The following is a 17,231-nucleotide window of genomic DNA, read 5'->3' as shown; positions in this document are numbered from 1 at the left end:
CGCTACCAACGGATCATGTCTCGCAACTTAGCGCATCCAGGCGAGCAAACAATGAGGTAACTTCCAATGAAAATAACTCGCATATCAGTTTTTCAAATTGTGAGGCCTTGTCCACCATACAGCCTATCGCGTGGTCGGACATGGACATCTATCGAAAGCACCATTGTAGCAATCGAGACTGACGCGGCGATCGTCGGATGGGGCGAAGTCGAAACGATGGGAGGGAATTATCTGCCGGCGTTCGCAAAGGGCGCCATAGCGGCCATTGCCGAATTAGCTCCGCACCTCATTGGAGAAAATCCGCTCCAGACCGATCGAATCAACTATTTGATGGACCATTTCTTGTACGGCCATCCATACGGTAAATCGCCAATCGACATGGCTTGTTGGGATATTCTCGGCAAAGCAACGGGAATGCCGCTGTGCGATCTTCTCGGCGGAAGGTTCGAAGGGGGATTAGATCTTATGTGCGACCCCCAGGGGTCAGTTGAAGAGTTGTTGGCAGAGACCGCGGCCTTCCGTGAGAAGGGATACCGGCGTATGTCATTGAAATTGGGCGGAGATGTCGCGCACGATGTGTCAAAAATGCGGGCAATCTTTGAACAAGCCCAACCGGGTGAGGAATACTACGCCGACTGCAACCGCGGGTGGACACGGGATCAAGCCCTACGAGTAATGCGACAAATTCGCGATCTTGACGTCTATATAGAGCAGCCTTGTTATTCATACGAGGACTGCCTCGCGGTGAGATGTCGGACGGATCATCCAATGATCCTCGACGAAATCGTTGACTCGCCTGAGATGGTGATGCGGATTATCGCCGATAATGCCGCAGACTTAATCAATATCAAAATCTCAAGAGTGGGTGGTCTGACAAAGGCCCGCCGCGCGCGCGATATGTGTGTGACGGCAGGGATTCCGATGACCATTCAAGATGTGGGGGGGAGCGGGATAGTACAAGGAGCGATTTTCGGTTTGGCTCAGTCCGTCCCGAAGGAGCTCCGCCACTCTGTTTACGACCCGTTATCACGTAGCCTCTCCGACGGATTTACGGATGCACCCATCTTGATTCAGGGTGGCGTAGGAGTGGTGGAAGCCTCGGATCGGCCCGGACTCGGTCAACAACCCTTACCGGGTAGCCTCGGCGATCCAATAGCTGTGTATGGCGGTAGGGATTGATGGTGAGGTCATCTTTGACCTTTTGGCCGGCTCGATAAAGCGCAATGGGGATTTGTAGCCCTATGCAAGTATGGCTGGTGTCTCCCGCCCACGCTTGTCGGGACGTCAGCTTAACTAAACCCTGAATAACTATATAAGCGCCCTGAATAGGGTGGCAAAATCCTATCCTTTAGCGGAACTAGGGACACGGCGGGCCAGCAGCGAGAATTGCCGATGTAAGCGTGTTCGACCTTAGTCCGGTGAGTCCGACACATCATCGCTGGATCCAATAGAGATGCCTAAGGGGATGTCGCGCAAGCGGATTATGCCGGTGTTTGCGGGAGAGATAGCTGTCGAACATGACGATCCGCGACATATAAGCGGTGAACGTGCGCCGCTGGAGACGCGGTCGCGTTCGGGACGGGTCAATCTGGTCGAGCGCCGTGATCTCGGCGAAGGTGAAAACCCTGTCGGGCGCGGCGTCTGGCTTGGCGAGGCTCGCCGACATATTGACGAAGAATATACGCCAGATGATTGCCGAGCTGAGGACAATGCCCTTCGTGAGCCTGTGTGTGGTCTCGAGCCTCGCCTCCTCGGCAGGGCAGGCAGGACTTACTGACCTTGTGGAAGAGGTCCGGTCCACCGCCGGGCGTACCAGCCGAGCTTCTGGACCGCCCCGGAAAGACCGTCGATCGCAAGTTGGCTACTAGCTTCTAGTCGATCAGGTCCGAGCGGCAGGTCCCCTTTCAGCGGTTGGATGTAAGTCAGAACCGACGGACTGTAGCGGTTCTGCTTGCCCACGGGCGGCAAGTATTGGGAGCGGTAAACTTTACCTGCCGCCAAGTCGTCTCGTCCTGATCAACCTTAATGCGATGACGTCTCGCCCAAGGCTCGGCCGGTTGGCGAAACGCGACGATCAGGGTCACATGCCAGCCTGTTCGTCTGAATACGCACGAGGAAGGGAGCTGGTGCTACGGTCCTGAGCGGTGCAACAGAGCTTTTGTAATAGGCCCTTACTCGTCAAGTCCCTTCGAGTGATCATCACGCGGCAGGGATCATGCTGCTGTCCGTGCTCAGCACCAAAGACTGCCACATCATGCCAGCATGATTTGCGGAAGCCGTCGCAAGCATGTCATGGCCCTCGATGAGATCGCGAATGCGCGCCCCGAACCGCTTTCGGCATCTCCGGCTCACCTCGCCAACCTTGAGCCCGTAACCACGTGAATTCCGTATGCTGAGCTCGACGTCGAGCAGCTTGGCCTGCAACAGCGTAAGCGGTGCGCCAAGGCACCTTGCATTAGGCCGATGAACATGGAGTTTTCGGGCCATGACATTGGAACATGCAAGGGGTGATATGGTCGCCGAGTTAAGCGGCATCGCACCGGCCGAAGATCGTGCAACGGTGCCCAGGCGCTCGCGGCAACGGAGGCTATGGAGTTGCACCGAGAAGCGCGCGTTGGTCGACCTGGCGAGCGCGGCGGGGTCGTCGGTGACCGAGGTCGCGGAAGCGTTCGGCGTAGCCCATCCCAGCTCTATGCCTGGCGCAAGCAGATGGGCAGCGGCGAGCTGGATGCCGATCAGGCGATGGCAACTTTCGCGCGGATCGAAGTGAACGATCTGCCCGAGGTCGAGCGTCCCGTCGCCGATTGCCCGGACCCGGCCGGCAGGATCGTCGTGGCCTTTCCGAACGGCGCGCGATTGCGAATCGACGGGACCGTCGACCCGACGGCGCTGCGTATCGTCCTGTCGGAGTTGAGGTGATCACGGTGGTGCCGACCGACCGGATTTACCTTTGCTGCGGCGCGACAGACATGCGCATACCCGAAAGACTTCGTCTACGGAAGCAAAATCGACACAAATCAAACCGAATTTAGCCGGCCAGACGCGGTCGATAAATCTTGTTCGGCCGGCGTCGCGGGATCAACAGCCTGGCGCGGATGGTGCAGCAGGTGCTCGCGCTCGACCCGCACACCGGCGCAATCTTCTGCTTCCGGGGACCTCAAGGGTCATATCATCAAGATTCTGGCGCATGACGACCAAGGGTTCTACCTTTTTACAAAACGGCTTTCCGAGGGTTGTTTTGCCTGGCCAACCACCAAGGATCAGGCCGCCGTGTCGCTGACCAAGGCGGATCTTTCGCTGCTTCTGGAGGGGATCGACTGGCGGTAATTTGGGTGTCGGAACAAGCTCCCTCAATCGCTGATTTCTTCGCCCGGATCGCCTTTCTGAAAGCGGCCGTTTCCGCCCGTGACACCACCATCGCCGAACGGGATGAGCAGCTGCGAAGAAAGCGCGCCGAGGCCGCGCTTCGCATCCATCGCCTGCAGCTGCGGATCGATCGCTTCAACCGCAAGGCCTTCGGCCGCTCCTCCGAGAAGCTGGGCCAGATGCAGCTCGAACTCGAAGATCTCGAGACCGATTTCGCCGCCAGTGCGCCCGATCTCGAACTGCCTATCGTCGCTGACAGCGACAAGGTCCGGGTGCTGCCGGTGCGCAAGCTCAACCCGAACCTGCCGCGCAATCGGATCGTTCGCGAGCCCTCTCGCGCATGCTGCCCGGGCTGCGGCGGCGATCTGCGTGCCATGGGCCAAGATAGCGAGGAGATGCTCGATCTGGTCGCCCAGGCCTGGCAGGTGATGGAGACCGTTCGACCCAAGTACAGCTGCCGGACCTGCGATAAAATCATCCAGGCGCCGGCACCAGCCAAGGCCATTGCACGCGGCAAGCTCAGCTATGCCGCGCTCGCCCATATCATGATGGCGAAGTGGGGTTATCATTTGCCCTTCTACCGTCAGGCCCAGATGATGGCCGCCAAGGGCGTCGATATCGAGCGATCCACGCTTGTGCGCAGCGCCGGCTACGCCGCCGCCTTGCTCGATCCGATCTACAATCGCATCCGCGAGATCGGCCGTACCCGCACCAAGATTCACACCGACGAGACGCGGCTTCCGATCCTGGCGCCAAGCACCGGCAAGACGCACAAGGGCGCGCTCTGGATTTACGTCGCCGACGACCGCAACTCGGGTTCGAAGGAGCCGCCAATCGCCCGGTATCCATAGGCCGCTCCGGCGAGAGCGTTATGAGCGAGCTCGCCGGATTTGCCGGCACGCTCCAGGCCGACGGCTTCAGGGGCTACAATCAGACTACAAGGGCGGCGCCATTCGCGAAGCTGCCTGCCTGGCCCATCTGCGTCGCAAGATATTCGACGTTCACGACAGCCAGCCGACCGAGCTCAGCACGACGGCGATGGCCGGTATCCAGGCGATCTACAGGATCGAGGAAGAGATACGGGGGCTGCCGTCCGCCGAGCGATTGGCCGCACGACGAAGTCGGACCCGACCACCGGTCCGCGCGCTGCGACGACAGCTCATGCGCCAGGGCAAGGGTTTGTCGCGCCATGCCGATATCGCCAAGGCCTTCGCCTACGGCGCCAAGCGATGGCGCGCGTTCAACCGCTTCCTCTACGATGGCCAGCTCGAGCCCGACAACGTGATCGCGGAGCGGGCCATTCGTGGATTTACGGTCGGAAGGCGCAACTGGCTTTTCTCGGGCAACTTCGCCGCGGCAGAGCGGTCAGCGGTCGTGCTCAGCATCATCGAGACCTGTAAGCTCTGCGGCGTCGATGCCGAAGCCTACCTGGCCGATGTCACCGAGCGCATCCAGAACGACTGGCCAGCCTCGCGCTGGGACGAACTGATGCCACGGAACTGGGCGCGCCGCGAAGAGATGCCGCTCCCGTTGGCGGCATGAGCGCGTTCGATGACATGGCGCTGTCGGACGAGGCGCTCGAGGCCTTGATGGCTGCCAAGACCAGCCGCCCGCTGGTGCGGACCATGTCGGCGCTGGATGGCTTCGTAACGGCGGCGGTCAACGGGCCGCGCTGCCCGGACCCGCAAGACTGGATGTGCCCAACCGATCACGCCGTGTTTGCCAGCGTCGCCAGGATCCACAACCGGATCAACGAGACGCTCTTCGACAGACCGCAGGATTATGCGCTCCACTTCGCAACCAAGCCCAGCGGCGGCATCGACCCCCGGCCCTGGTGCCAAGGATTCTACGCGGCCATGAATCTCAACATCAAAAAATGGAAACGACTACTTGACCTCGACAACCCCCACCACGGTCTGCTGCCGATCCTGATCTACTGCGTCGACAAAAAGGGGAAACCCGTGCTCGGCAAGCCCAGGCCGGGGCCCGAGACCGCGCACTTCATCGAGCACGAGGCGTACAAAGACATTGCCCTCGTCATCCCCGCCCTGCGCGAACTCCATTACGTCACCCGCTATGGCAACCCGGAGTGATCGCCGCCGGCGTGCCGACTAACGGCTGACCTACCATAGACGTATCATAGGACGATATTGGGAGGTGCCTTGGCGCACCGCTTACGCAACAGCTTGCGGCCGACCATTAGGGCCCGCACGACCTGGGCATCTGCAGATTTGGCGTGCATAGGACAGTACCAGCCTATTCGCAGCAACTGGGCGATCCCGCGAGCATGCTTGCGACTTTCACCGCCATTGCCGCCTTACCATGCCGTGTGTCCAGCAACGCCACCTCAAAGTCGGCGTCGACCAGACCCTGGCGCAACAACTGCCATAGCAGGCCGCCTCATGGCCGACGCGGATGACGGGCAACCCAGATCGGTAAAATGCTGCAATAGCGACTCAGGCTCGCTCGCCACCTTCGTCTCTCGCACGATCTTGCCCGATGAACCCACCACGCAAACGCTGTCAGTTTTAGCGACACATCAATCCCTGCACAATTAAATGGTTGTCCCTCGTTCGATGCTTGGGCCAAGACAATCGGAGCCCATTCAACATGATCACTTTAAGGGACAGCCACCTTCCTGGCTATGCTAGGCGCGCCGGCCCATTACGGCATCGAGTAGATATTGCTCTCCCGTTCACCCGCATGCACGCAGTACTCCGGCGCCAACGAGCGCGCACGTTCTACACATTTTGCGCGACAATTGCCATTTCCTACGGCGTGCCGAACGAAGTTCTCTTGATCTTCCTATCGGCGCAGTCTCTCACCTTCGCGTCGACTTGTGAATCGTATGTTAGAAACGGAACTCCGTTGAATGGCAGCGGTTAAGCGGCCGTCCACCTTTCGACGGAGAACCAACTCAACGCGAGCGCATCCCAACACGGCTACACCCCTGTCATCTGAAAACGCGATGGTACCGTTCGCGACTCTATGTTGGCGCATCCAACGCCAAGTGGCGCATACTTCACGCGCGTTTCCATCTACATCAGTCCCGCAGCGCGGAATTAAGTTGAGCACTTTCTATGACGACCATGCTGCGATCCGAACAGGTCTGATACAGGACGACTTCGTCCATTTTGGTGAACCGATGCGACCGGGTTCACATAAATCCGCTTTTTTTGAACTGTCATTGTTGTTCTGGGAGGGACAACATGGAATGCTAAACCTCGTCCATTCTGACTCCCAGGGTCGCGCCGTCGCAAGACATGGCAGCGCGATGGAGCTTTCTGGCGCCGATGACAGCCCCCTCACTCTTGAGCCATTCCGCGCAATCTTACCCTTCCTCGACTACGACACATGGCTCTTTCCGTTCCGGGCATCGCAATCTCTGAACACTCACGTATCATCGAGCAAGGTGCGGAAACCTTCTGCAACTTGGCCCGCCTCTTCCTCGTCAAAATAAGGGAACCGTATGCGCGGCTATTCGGTTTTTTCCATCCTACGCAATGGCCTTGCCGGCGACAGGTGCTGGCGGCGCGCCTGGCGCTCTCCCGATCCGAAGCCGGCCTATGATGTTGTCATTGTAGGCGGTGGCGGGCACGGCCTCGCGGCTGCATTCTACCTCGCCGAGAACCACGGCATACGCAACGTCGCCGTGCTAGAGAAGGGCTACGTCGGCGGCGGCAATGTCGGCCGCAACACCACTGTCATTCGCTCTAACTACCTGCTCGACGGCAACACCCAGTTCTACGAGTTCTCGATGAAGCTCTGGGAAGGCATGTCGCAGGCGCTGAATTTCAATGTCATGTTCTCGCAGCGCGGCATGCTCATCACGGCCCATTCGGCCGACCAGCTCGATGGCTTCGGCCACCGCGCCAATATCATGCGGCTGAACGGCGTCGACGCCGACATTCTCGACCGCGACGAGGTGCAGCGGCTCGTCCCCTACCTCGATTTTTCCGAAACGGCGCGTTCTCCGATCCATGGCGCGATCTTGCAGGGCCGCGCCGGCACGGCACGTCATGACGCGGTGGCCTGGGGCTACGCGCGCGCCGCCGACGGCCATGGCGTCGACATCATCCAGGGCTGCGAGGTGACGGGTTTCGTCCGTGACGGCGAGCGCATCGTCGGCGTGGAGACGACGAAGGGCCGGATTGGGGCCGGGAAAGTAGGGCTTGCGGTGGCGGGTCACACATCGGTCCTCGGCCGGAAGGCGGGCCTCGACCTGCCGATTGAGAGCCATGTCCTGCAGGCTTTCGTGACGGAGCCGATCAAGCCCCTTGTCCACCAGATTGTGGCCCACGGCACCGAGCATTTCTACGTCAGCCAGTCCGACAAGGGTGGCCTGGTCTTCGGCGGCGGTCTCGACGGCTATAATTCTTATGCTCAGCGCGGCAATCTCGGGATGGTCCGCGAAGTCGCGGAGGCGGCAGTCGCGCTAATGCCCTGCATTTCTCGCCTGCGAATTTTGCGCCACTGGGGCGGGGTGATGGACATGACGCCGGACGGCAGCCCCATCATCTGCCCAACGCCAGTCGACGGGCTCTACCTAAACGGCGGCTGGTGCTATGGCGGCTTCAAGGCCACGCCGGCCTCAGGATGGTGCTTCGCGCATACCATCGCCACCGGAAAGGCACATCCGCTCAATGTCGGCTACAGTCTGGCCCGTTTTCGCACCGGCCGCACGATCGACGAGGCCGGCGTCGGGCCGTTCGCCTGGCTGCAATAACCGAGAGACCCTAGACCATGCTACGCATCGAATGTCCCTGCTGCGGACCGCGCGACCACGACGAGTTCCGCTACGGTGGTGACGCGTCGGTCCTCCGTCCTGTCCACAACGACGCGGATTTCGAGGCCTGGTACCGTTACGTCTTCGTGCGCGAGAACCCGGCCGGCCCGCACCGCGAGTACTGGCAGCACGTGATGGGCTGCCGTCAATGGTTGGTGGTCGTGCGCGATACACGCAACCACGAGATTTCCTTGGCCCGGTTCGCACGGGAGGCGCGCGCATGAGGCGGCTCAAGGAAGGCGGGCTGATTGATCGTTCGCAGCCGGTTGCGTTCACCTTCGATGGGAAGGCGATGGCTGGTTTCCGCGGCGACACGCTCGCGTCGGCGCTGCTGGCGAACGGCGTGAGCCTCGTCGGCCGCAGTTTCAAGTATCACCGCCCGCGCGGAATCTATTCGGCCGGGCCTGAGGAGCCGAATGCGCTCATGACTTTAGGAACCGGCGGGCGGCGCGAACCGAATCTGCCGGCGACCACGGTGGAACTGGCGGATGGCCTGGTTGCCGAAAGCCAGAACCGCTGGCCATCTCTCAAGTTCGACGTTCAAGGCATCAACGGCTTGTTCTCGCCGTTCCTGTCGGCGGGCTTCTACTACAAGACCTTCATGGGTCCGACCCGGCGGGCCTGGATGTTTTACGAGCACTTCATCCGCAACGCGGCGGGGCTCGGCCGCGCGGGGAAAGAGCCCGATCCTGACCGCTACGAAATCCGTCATCTGTTCGCCGATGTGGCGGTGATCGGGGCCGGACCGGCGGGACTTTCGGCCGCGCTTGCTGCGGGCAAGGCGGGCGCCAAGGTGGTTCTCGTTGAGCAGGATTTTGTTGCGGGGGGCTGTCTTTTGTCGGAGCCGGCAGACGGCGAGGCCCGAGCCTGGCTTTCCGTAACGCTCGCACGGCTCGCCGATATGTCAAATGTTTCGATGATGACGCGCACCACCGCGTTCGGTGCCTATGATAGCAATGTGCTCGGGCTCGTGACGCGGCACGGCTCAGCAACCACCGATCCGGCGAAAGGCGAGGCGCGCCAGATAATAGCGCTTTTGCGGGCGAAAACGATCGTCTACGCTACGGGGTCGATCGAGCGGCCGCTTACCTTCGCCAACAATGACCGACCCGGCATCATGCTGGCCTCCGCGTCGCGGATCTATCTCAACCGCTTCGCCGTACTTGCGGGTACGAGGGTGATGGTCGCAACCGACAACGACAGTGCCTACTCCGCAGCCTTTGACCTTGCGGCAGCCGGGGCCGAAGTGACAATAGCCGACAGCCGCGCGGAACCGACACATGAACTTTTGGAACAGGCGTACCACTGGGACATTGCCGTCCGCAGGAAATCGCTGATCTCCAATGCATTGGGGCGTTATGCCGTACGCGCTGTTACGCTTTCCGCACCGGGCGGTACCGTTACGCTGGAATGCGACCTAGTCGTGGTCTCGGGCGGTTGGTCGCCGACGGTGCATCTGACCTCCCATCTTGGGGTAAAGCCGGTATATCGCGAGGACATAAGCGCTTTCGTTCCCGGAAAGCTCGGAGCGGGACAGTTCGTGGCCGGCGCTATGACAGGAGGCTTCATCACAGCCGGCGCCATCGAGGAGTGGCATAGCGCGGGGGCAGAGGCAGCAGCGTTCTGCGGAGCAACGAAATCAGTCCAGTCGCCCTTTAGCTTCGACGACGCTAGACCTAATGATAGCCCGCTCGTCGCGCCTCACTTCGTGGGGAGAAAGGATGGTAGCCAGGGTAGGCGGCCGGAGCATAGTTTCCCCCTTCGATCGGCGCAGAGGAGGTTCGGGAACCCAAAGGCGGAACTTACCAAAGGCAAGGCCTTTATCGACCTGCAGATGGACGTAACCGTAAGTGACGTCGCGCTGGCGCATCGTGAGGGGTATGAGTCGGTCGAGCATCTGAAGCGCTATACGACGCTTGGGATGGGCACCGATCAGGGCAAGACAAGCAATCTCAGCGCGATTTCCGCCATGGCCACTCTGCGCGGGATGGCGGTTCCGGATGTTGGCACGACCACATTTCGGCCTCCCTATACCCCAGTTGCCATTGGTGCGCTGGCTGGGCGCAGCCAGAGTCATCTTTACAAGCCGATGCGGCGCACGCCAATGCATGACTGGCATGTCGCCAACGGCGCGCAGATGCTTGAGACCGGCGCCTGGATACGGCCCTGGTTCTACCTTGCTTCCGGCCGCGATGTGGACGAGGCCTATGTCGCCGAGATGCGGATGGTGCGCGAGGCGGCAGGGCTGATGGACATCTCCACGCTCGGCAAGATCGACATACAAGGGCCGGACGCGGCCAACTTCCTCGACCGCGTCTATGTCAATGGTTTTGCCAAGCTGCCGATCGGCCGCGCGCGTTACGGCATCATGCTGCGCGACGACGGCATCGTTTTCGACGATGGCACAACGACCCGACTCGGCGAGCGGCACTTTCTTATGACGACATCGACCGCGAACGCCACGGACGTAATGGCCCGGCTGGAATTTCTGCTCGACACCGCCTGGCCAGACCTCCGCGTGTCGGTGACCTCGGTCAGCGACGAATGGGCTGCGATGTCGGTTGCCGGTCCGAAGAGCCGCGATATCCTCGCCGCCGCGTTTCCCAACCTCGACGTCTCCAACGCGGCGCTGCCGCATATGGGACTGATTGAGGCAAAGTATAACGGCCGGCCCTTGCGCATCATCCGCCTCAGCTTTTCGGGCGAGCGGGCTTACGAGATCTATGCCGGCGCGAGCGTGGGCAAGGAGGTGTGGTGCCGGCTAATAGAGGCCGGCGCGCCTTTTGGCCAGAAGCCTTACGGCGTCGAGGCCCTGGGCGCCCTGCGCGTCGAGAAGGGGCATGTCGCGGGACCGGAGATCGACGGCAGGACGACGCTCGACGACCTCGGCCTCAGCCGCATGGCGGGCAAGCGCAGCGGCTATGTGGGCGAGGTGCTTGGCCGCCGCGAAGCCTTCAGCGACCCGGCGCGCCCGCGGCTGGTCGGGCTGCGCAGCCTCGAGCCGGGCAAGCCATTGCGCGGCGGCTCGATCCTGTTCAGGCCTGGCGAGCCTATCCATGGCCACGGTCTCGGCCGCATCACCTCGGTGACCTACAGCCCCACACTGGACGCGTGGGTCGGGCTGGGACTGCTTGCCCGGAATGCCGCGGAGGAGGGCACCGAGATCGTCGCAACTTATCCCATGAAGGGCCAGACGGTTCGGGCCCGGATAGTCTCGCCTATATTCCTCGACCCGAAGGGAGAGCGGCTGCATGGCTGATGGTTCGAACATGGCCGGGTTCGAGATGGCGGCTTATGACTGCTCTATCCTCCAACTCGAGGGCTGGGATGGCGCGATGGCGCAATTCGAGGTGGTCCTGAATAGGATACTGGGCGGGCCGCTGCCGAACAAGGTCGGCGACACTGCTCGTCATGACGAGTGGCTCGTCATCCGCATTGCGCCGCGCCGATTCTGGCTGCTTTGCGATGGCCCGGCGCCTATTATCGACGTCGACGCGGAACGCGGCTGCGCCCTCCCGCTCGGCGAGGGCAGGGTTCGAGTCCGGCTTTCCGGCAGGGGCGTCAAACAGGTGCTGGAGCGGTGCGTCGCCGTGGATTGGGAGACACTGGGAGATGGACGGGCAGTCCAGACCGGTCTCGATCGCATGCCGGTGCTGCTGCTGCGCAGGAGCGGGTTCGAATGCGACCTCCTCGTCCCGCGCAGCCTCAGCAAAGGCCTGATGGAGTGGATTGCCGACGCCTCCGCGGCCGGTACCTGACTTACGCCTCGAACCGGGCGACGTGGGCTACCCACCTAACCAAATGAACAATCGGGGTTCAGGGCGCCTTGAAGAAAGCAACACCAATTGATCGCCTCCTGCGATCGACGTTTACCAAGATAGGAGAAAGCTGCTCATGCCCACATCTAGTCAACAGGGACGCGTACCTGGATTTAGTCAGCAGGAATACCGCGAGCGCACTGCTCGGCTGCGACAGCAAATGGCGGCGCGCGGAATGGATGCGCTGCTTGTCATGGACGAGAATAATATGAATTACCTCACCGGCTATGACGGATACTCGGAGTACGTTCCGCAGCTCGCTCTCGTGTGTCAAGAAGATGAAGATCCGTGGCTGGTTTTGCGCGAAATCGACACTTTGTGTGCAACACCCACCTCATACCTACCGCAGTCGCGCATTCTCAGTTATCCAGAGAAGTACATTGGCTCGAGCCAGCGAACGGCATGGGAGCCGATTGGCGATCTAATCCGCGAGCGCACTAAGTCGAGCCGAATCGGGGTCGAACTGACGGCCAAGACGTTTGGAGTGAAAGACCATGCCGCCCTCGGTAACAGCTTGGACGCATCGAAGTTTATCGATGCCGATGGAATGATTGCTAAGCTGAAAAAGGTAAAATCACCAGCCGAGCTTGCATACATGGAGCAAGCCGGCAAGATTGTTGATAGGGCCATGCAGGTGGGCCGGCTCGAGATTGCTTCTGGAGCGCGCGAATGTGACGTGGGCGCCGCTATAGTGAATGCTTTGGTCAAAGGCACTCCGGAAATCCCGGGGGGAGTTTGCCAGTTTCCAACTATGCCGGTTGGCTCTCCCGCCAACGCACCGCACCTTTCGTGGTCCGACGCAAGCTATAAGATGGGCTGTCAGACTAATTTCGAAATTGGCGCTTTCCGACACCGCTATGCCTGCGCCTTGTCACGGACAGTTTTTTTGGGTGAGCCGACCGCTCGGGCCCGGCACTTACATCAAGCCGCTTTGGACGGTTTCCTCGCAGAGGTCGAAACGATACGGCCGGGAGTTACGTGCTCTGAAGTTTCGCAAGCGTTCCAGCGCGCCTTTAAACCATACGGCGTGCGTAAGGAATCCAGGAGCGGCTACTCCATCGGCCACGGTTGGGTCGACAGCGGAATCAGCTTCCAGGAGGACGATGACACCGTGATTGAACCCAATATGACCTTCCACGTCCTCATCGGCATTTTTGAGAAGGATGACGGCTACGTCTTCAGTGAGACTGTCCGAGTGACCGAGAACGGCGCGAAGTCGCTAAGCAGCATGTCCCGTGACCTGCTGGTAAATTGCTGACTTTTCAGGATTGCAATGCCAGCGTAGCGCCAATACGTTGCGCCGGCATTTAACATCACCAAGCTGTGCTGGTTGTGCGTCTAACACTTGTTTCCCACGGGTGACCTTTTTTAGGAAGCGTTCAACAAGACACGGCTAGTGCGTGGCCGAGCCGACCACCTCGACGTCGTGGAGCTTGTGTTGCCCGTGACGCCGTCGCGCAATCAGTGGCGGGACGTGTGGGACCAGTTCAGGGCCCACAAGGGCGCGCTCGCCGGGGCTGCTGTCTTCTTCCTGATTGTCGTCGGCGTCGCCTTAGGCCCGTTCGTTGGGCGCATAAGGCCCACCTATATCGACTTCACGACTTTGAGCGCGGGACCAAGCTGGGCCCATCCGTTGGCCACCGACCAGCTTGGGCGCGATCTGCTCGCGCGGGTGATGACAGGCGGTCGGATATCAATCGCCGTCGGCCTGACGGCGATGGTCATCTCGATTATTCTCGGCACTTTTATAGGCGTCGTTGCTGGCTATTTCAAATCCCTCGATGACCCACCAGGGCAACGAGCTCAGGTTAACTTCCTGCGGCGTCTGCAGCCCTACCATTTCGGCATTCCCTGCGCCGACTGGCTGCGAGTAGTGATGAACCGGATCGGACCGGACCAGTTCGCCTCCTGCTTTCTGGCCTTCGTCGCCGAGCGTCTGCCCGAAGCGGTCGGTCAGATCGCCATCGATGGCAAGACCTCGCTCCGTAGCCACGATAGCGGGCGCGGATAGGCGGCCCTACACCTGGTCTCGGCCTATGCGACAACCCACAGCCTCGTGCTGGGCAATTGGCGGTGGCCGACAAATCCAATGAGATCACCGCCATTCCCTTGCTGGTGAAGGAACTGGCCGCGTCCGGAGCGCTGGCGTGCAGTTTCGTTTCCATCGACGCCATGGGCTGTCAGTCCGACATCGCGGAGACGATCGTCGATCTCTGCGGCGACTATCTCTTGGCCACCAAGGACAATCAGAAGACTGCCCATGCCGACAGCTCTATTTCGACGCCGCTCCCGTCAATGAGATCGATGCGCTCACCGAGGTCGAAAGGGGCCATGGCCGCATCTAGACGCGCCGTCATCTCGTCTCACAGCGCGTCGACTGGATGATTGGCAGAAGGCGCTATCCCGACGAGCCGCGCTTCAAGGGCCTCAGCACCATCTGCCATGGTCAAGACCCACATCGAGACCAGCGCCGAGGTCAGGGTCGAGCGGCGATGCTACATCTCCTCTTGCATCCTCACCGCAAAACCCTTCGCCGAGGCAACCCATTGGGGATCGAGAACGGGCTACGTGAATTCAAGGAGGACCAGTCCCGCCTGCGCCGGGGGCCACGGCGCCACAAACATGGCCATGGTCCGCCACCTCGCGCTCAACCTCATCCGAGCCATGTCCGGAAAACAATCCGTCAAGGGAAAGCGAAAACTCGGAAACTGGGATACCGACTACCTCTTGGCCGCCCTCCAAGCGCGTTAACCTGGACTCGTTGCCCTGGATGGCCCACCGATGCGGCTCACTGATCTGTTTCTGTCATTGCGGGTGCTGCCAATGCTATTGATTACGGTGATGCTGTTCCGCAACGCGGTGGCGAACATTCTCGGAGTCGAGATGGGGAATTTCATCCTCATCGTGTCGGCTATCGGATTGACGAGCTGGATGCAAAACTGCGCGCAGCGTTCGCGGCGAAGTTCTGGCCGTCAAGCGGCGCGAATTCGTGTTGGCATCGCGCAGCATCGGCGCGCCGCCGCGCCGGATTATCCGTTGTCATGTGCTGCCCAACGTCATGTCTCATTGTCTCAAGCACTCTCCAAATCGCCGATGCCATGATTTCGGAGAGCTTACTATCGTTTCTTGGCCTCGGTTTTCCGCCGGATTTCCCGATTTGGGGGCGCCTGCTTTTTGACGGAATCGAATACATTCAGGATTAACCGCAACTAGTGCTGTGGCCGGGCATTGCGATTTCGCTCACTGTTACTCAGCGTCGCCTATATCGGCGACGGTCTCAGAGATGCGCCAGATCCGCGACTGCGGCGATGATGCACGTTTGGTACTTGAAATTATACGACGAGGAGAACGTGCTTCCGGCTGCGAAGTGAGCGAGGCCTATGGTCGCCGAGATGCGGCTGGTGCGAGGCCGCCGGACCAGACGCGGCGCGTGCCTTCACCGGCGAAGGCCGCGGAGGCGATGTCCCGGCTCGAATTCCTGCTCGACATCGCCTGGCCGGGTTTGCGCGCGAGTTCCAATTTCGACGTCTCCAACGAGGCGTTGCCGCATATGAGGCTGCTTGAAGAGAACTATCTCGAAAGGCCCTGCGCATCATTTGCCTATGCCGGCGCGAGTGTGGGCGACGAGGTATGGTCCCGGTTGATCGAGGCCGGCACGCCTTTTCGGGAGGCTCTGGGCGCCTTGCGGGTCGAGAAAGGCACCATGTCGCGGGACCGGAGATCGACGGCAGGACGACGCTCGACGACCTCGGGCTCAGTCGCATGGCGCGCAAGCGCAGCGGCTATGTAGGCGATGTGCTTGGCCGCCCTGAAGCTCTCACTGACCCGGCGAGACCGTGGCTGGTCGGGCTATGCTGCCTTGAGCCGGGCAAGAGGTTGAGCGGAGGCGCTATTCTGTTCAGGCCTGGCGAGCCGATGCACGGCCATGGTCTCTGCCGCATCACCTCGGTGACATAGAAGCCCACGCTCGACGCCTCGGTTGGGCTCGCTTTGATAGCCCGAAATGCTGCGGAGGAGGGCACTGAGATCGTCGCGACCTATTATCCCATGAAGGTCAGATGGTTCGGGCCCGGATAGTCTTGCCTATTTCCTCGATCCGAAGGGAGATCGGCTCCATGGCTGATGGTTCGAACATCGGCGGGTTTGAGATGGCGGCCTATGACTGCTCGATCCTGCAATTTGAGGATTGGGATGGCACGGCGGCACAAATTGAGGTGGTACTGAATAGTATGCTGGGCGGGCCTCTGCCGAACAAGGTGAGAAGGATGACGGCTACATCTTCAGTGAGACTGTCCGACTGACCGAGAACGGCGCGATATTGGTTAGCAGCAAGTCCCCTGACCTGCTGGTAAATGCTCACTTTGTGGGTTTCATCGCGGCGCCTCGGTTAATTTGAGAATACGATTGTTTTATTTCCGTTGAGCATGATCCGCTGCTCCAGATGCAGCTTGACGGCCCGTGCAAGGACGCGGCTTTCAATATCGCGGCCCGTCGCGATGAAATCCTCGGCGTTCATTGAGTGCGTTACGCGCTCAGTTTCCTGATCTATGATGGGACCCTCGTCGAGGTTGGGCGTCACGTAATGCGCAGTCGCCCCGATAAGCTTCACTCCTCTCTCGTAGGCCTGATGATACGGCTTTGCGCCTTTGAAGGAGGGAAGGAAGGAATGATGGATGTTGATAACCTTGCCGAACAGGCGAGTTGACATGTCGTCAGACAGGACTTGCATGTACCGGGCCAGGATCAAGAGGTCCGCGGCAGTCTCGCGCACGAGACACAGAAGTTTATTTTCCTGCTCGGTCTTGGTGTCCTTGCATACCGGCCAGTAATGATAGGCAAAGCCCTCCCGCTCGGCGGCCCCACGGCTGTCTTCGTGGTTAGAAACGATCGCAACCACGTCCGCGTTCAGCCAACCAACCTTGATCTGGTAAAGCAAATGAAGCATCGCATGATCGAATTTCGACACCATTATGATGATCTTCGGCCTCCGGCGCGCATTGACGGTGTGAACACACAAACTGAAGTGCTCGATCGCCGGTCCGAGCGCACGCTCGATTGACGCGCTCGAAAGCGACTCGTCTCCTTCGACGGCCAGACGCATGAAGAAGCGATTGCTGGTGCGGTCCCAGAATTGGCTGCTCTCGGCAATGTTGGCACCGAGCGCAGTCAGTCCGGTTGCGACGGCTGCTACAATGCCGGGGCTGTCATCGCAGGTTAGAGTTAGAATCTGGAGTTGAGACATTGTACCTTCGGGTCAAATC

17 protein-coding genes and 2 pseudogenes are annotated in these 17,231 nt (G+C 60.4%); 17 read left to right on the top strand and 2 right to left on the bottom strand.

Annotation, left to right across the window (positions count from 1 at the left end):
• Nucleotides 1-66 precede the first annotated feature (66 nt).
• Nucleotides 67-1,179, top strand: coding sequence for an enolase C-terminal domain-like protein (locus HGP13_RS34120; RefSeq protein ID WP_172234203.1), 1,113 nt, complete (start codon nt 67-69; stop codon nt 1,177-1,179).
• A gap of 1,104 nt (nt 1,180-2,283) precedes the next feature.
• Here the strand turns inward: HGP13_RS34120 and HGP13_RS38290 are convergent.
• Nucleotides 2,284-2,424: pseudogene (locus HGP13_RS38290) on the bottom strand (IS110 family transposase); the annotation flags it as partial.
• Between the two features lie 285 nt (nt 2,425-2,709).
• Between HGP13_RS38290 and HGP13_RS38285 the strand changes: the two are divergent.
• The 16 genes and pseudogenes from HGP13_RS38285 (at nt 2,710) to HGP13_RS34050 (ending at nt 16,271) form a co-directional block, all read left to right on the top strand.
• A complete protein-coding gene (locus HGP13_RS38285; RefSeq protein ID WP_246707221.1) occupies nt 2,710-2,919 on the top strand; it encodes a hypothetical protein in 210 nt (69 codons plus the stop codon).
• Nucleotides 2,920-3,095: 176 nt separating this feature from the next.
• Nucleotides 3,096-3,191 carry a hypothetical protein gene (locus tag HGP13_RS38860; RefSeq protein WP_348648974.1) on the top strand — a complete coding sequence of 32 codons (96 nt, stop codon included), beginning with the start codon at nt 3,096-3,098 and terminating at the stop codon, nt 3,189-3,191.
• Nucleotides 3,169-3,327: an IS66 family insertion sequence element accessory protein TnpB gene (tnpB, locus tag HGP13_RS38855; RefSeq protein ID WP_348648973.1), complete on the top strand. Its 159-nt coding sequence runs from the start codon at nt 3,169-3,171 to the stop codon at nt 3,325-3,327. The genes HGP13_RS38860 and tnpB overlap by 23 nt, the downstream gene beginning before the upstream one ends.
• Nucleotides 3,328-3,332: 5 nt before the next feature.
• Nucleotides 3,333-4,217: a transposase gene (locus HGP13_RS37665; protein WP_210267835.1), complete on the top strand. Its 885-nt coding sequence runs from the start codon at nt 3,333-3,335 to the stop codon at nt 4,215-4,217.
• A complete protein-coding gene (locus tag HGP13_RS38690) occupies nt 4,210-4,908 on the top strand; it encodes a transposase (RefSeq protein ID WP_281411320.1) in 699 nt (232 codons plus the stop codon). The genes HGP13_RS37665 and HGP13_RS38690 overlap by 8 nt, the downstream gene beginning before the upstream one ends.
• Nucleotides 4,905-5,459, top strand: coding sequence for a UPF0149 family protein (locus HGP13_RS34100; RefSeq protein ID WP_172234201.1), 555 nt, complete (start codon nt 4,905-4,907; stop codon nt 5,457-5,459). Before HGP13_RS38690 ends, HGP13_RS34100 begins: the two co-directional genes overlap by 4 nt.
• A gap of 1,376 nt (nt 5,460-6,835) precedes the next feature.
• Nucleotides 6,836-8,092, top strand: coding sequence for a sarcosine oxidase subunit beta family protein (locus HGP13_RS34095; protein ID WP_172234199.1), 1,257 nt, complete (start codon nt 6,836-6,838; stop codon nt 8,090-8,092).
• A 17-nt stretch (nt 8,093-8,109) separates the two neighbouring features.
• A complete protein-coding gene (locus HGP13_RS34090) occupies nt 8,110-8,376 on the top strand; it encodes a sarcosine oxidase subunit delta (RefSeq protein ID WP_172234197.1) in 267 nt (88 codons plus the stop codon).
• Nucleotides 8,373-11,411, top strand: coding sequence for a sarcosine oxidase subunit alpha family protein (locus HGP13_RS34085; RefSeq protein WP_172234195.1), 3,039 nt, complete (start codon nt 8,373-8,375; stop codon nt 11,409-11,411). Before HGP13_RS34090 ends, HGP13_RS34085 begins: the two co-directional genes overlap by 4 nt.
• Nucleotides 11,404-11,910 carry a sarcosine oxidase subunit gamma gene (locus HGP13_RS34080; RefSeq protein WP_172234193.1) on the top strand — a complete coding sequence of 169 codons (507 nt, stop codon included), beginning with the start codon at nt 11,404-11,406 and terminating at the stop codon, nt 11,908-11,910. Before HGP13_RS34085 ends, HGP13_RS34080 begins: the two co-directional genes overlap by 8 nt.
• Nucleotides 11,911-12,046: 136 nt before the next feature.
• The gene (locus tag HGP13_RS34075) at nt 12,047-13,228 is read left to right on the top strand and encodes a Xaa-Pro peptidase family protein (protein ID WP_281411312.1); all 1,182 of its coding nucleotides are present in this window, start codon (nt 12,047-12,049) and stop codon (nt 13,226-13,228) included.
• 186 nt (nt 13,229-13,414) lie between these two features.
• Nucleotides 13,415-13,981: a hypothetical protein gene (locus tag HGP13_RS34070; RefSeq protein WP_246707490.1), complete on the top strand. Its 567-nt coding sequence runs from the start codon at nt 13,415-13,417 to the stop codon at nt 13,979-13,981.
• A 62-nt stretch (nt 13,982-14,043) separates the two neighbouring features.
• The gene (locus HGP13_RS34065; protein ID WP_172234189.1) at nt 14,044-14,355 is read left to right on the top strand and encodes a transposase; all 312 of its coding nucleotides are present in this window, start codon (nt 14,044-14,046) and stop codon (nt 14,353-14,355) included.
• Nucleotides 14,356-14,736: 381 nt separating this feature from the next.
• Nucleotides 14,737-15,282 (top strand): annotated as a pseudogene (locus HGP13_RS38275) (ABC transporter permease); the annotation flags it as partial.
• A complete protein-coding gene (locus HGP13_RS34055; protein WP_172234187.1) occupies nt 15,254-15,760 on the top strand; it encodes a hypothetical protein in 507 nt (168 codons plus the stop codon). The pseudogene HGP13_RS38275 and the gene HGP13_RS34055, both read left to right, overlap by 29 nt.
• A gap of 325 nt (nt 15,761-16,085) precedes the next feature.
• Nucleotides 16,086-16,271, top strand: a complete 186-nt coding sequence (locus tag HGP13_RS34050; RefSeq protein ID WP_172234185.1) for a hypothetical protein — start codon at nt 16,086-16,088, stop codon at nt 16,269-16,271.
• Between the two features lie 86 nt (nt 16,272-16,357).
• Here HGP13_RS34050 and purU read toward each other — a convergent pair whose 3' ends face one another.
• Entirely contained in the window at nt 16,358-17,212 is an 855-nt protein-coding gene (gene purU / locus HGP13_RS34045; RefSeq protein WP_172234183.1) for a formyltetrahydrofolate deformylase, read from the bottom strand.
• Nucleotides 17,213-17,231 lie beyond the last annotated feature (19 nt).

Origin of the sequence: Mesorhizobium sp. NZP2077 (assembly GCF_013170805.1) — a bacterium.
Lineage (GTDB): Bacteria > Pseudomonadota > Alphaproteobacteria > Rhizobiales > Rhizobiaceae > Mesorhizobium.
The sequence above is the reverse complement of the archived record's forward strand: the minus strand, read 5'-3'. Positions and strand labels throughout refer to the sequence as shown.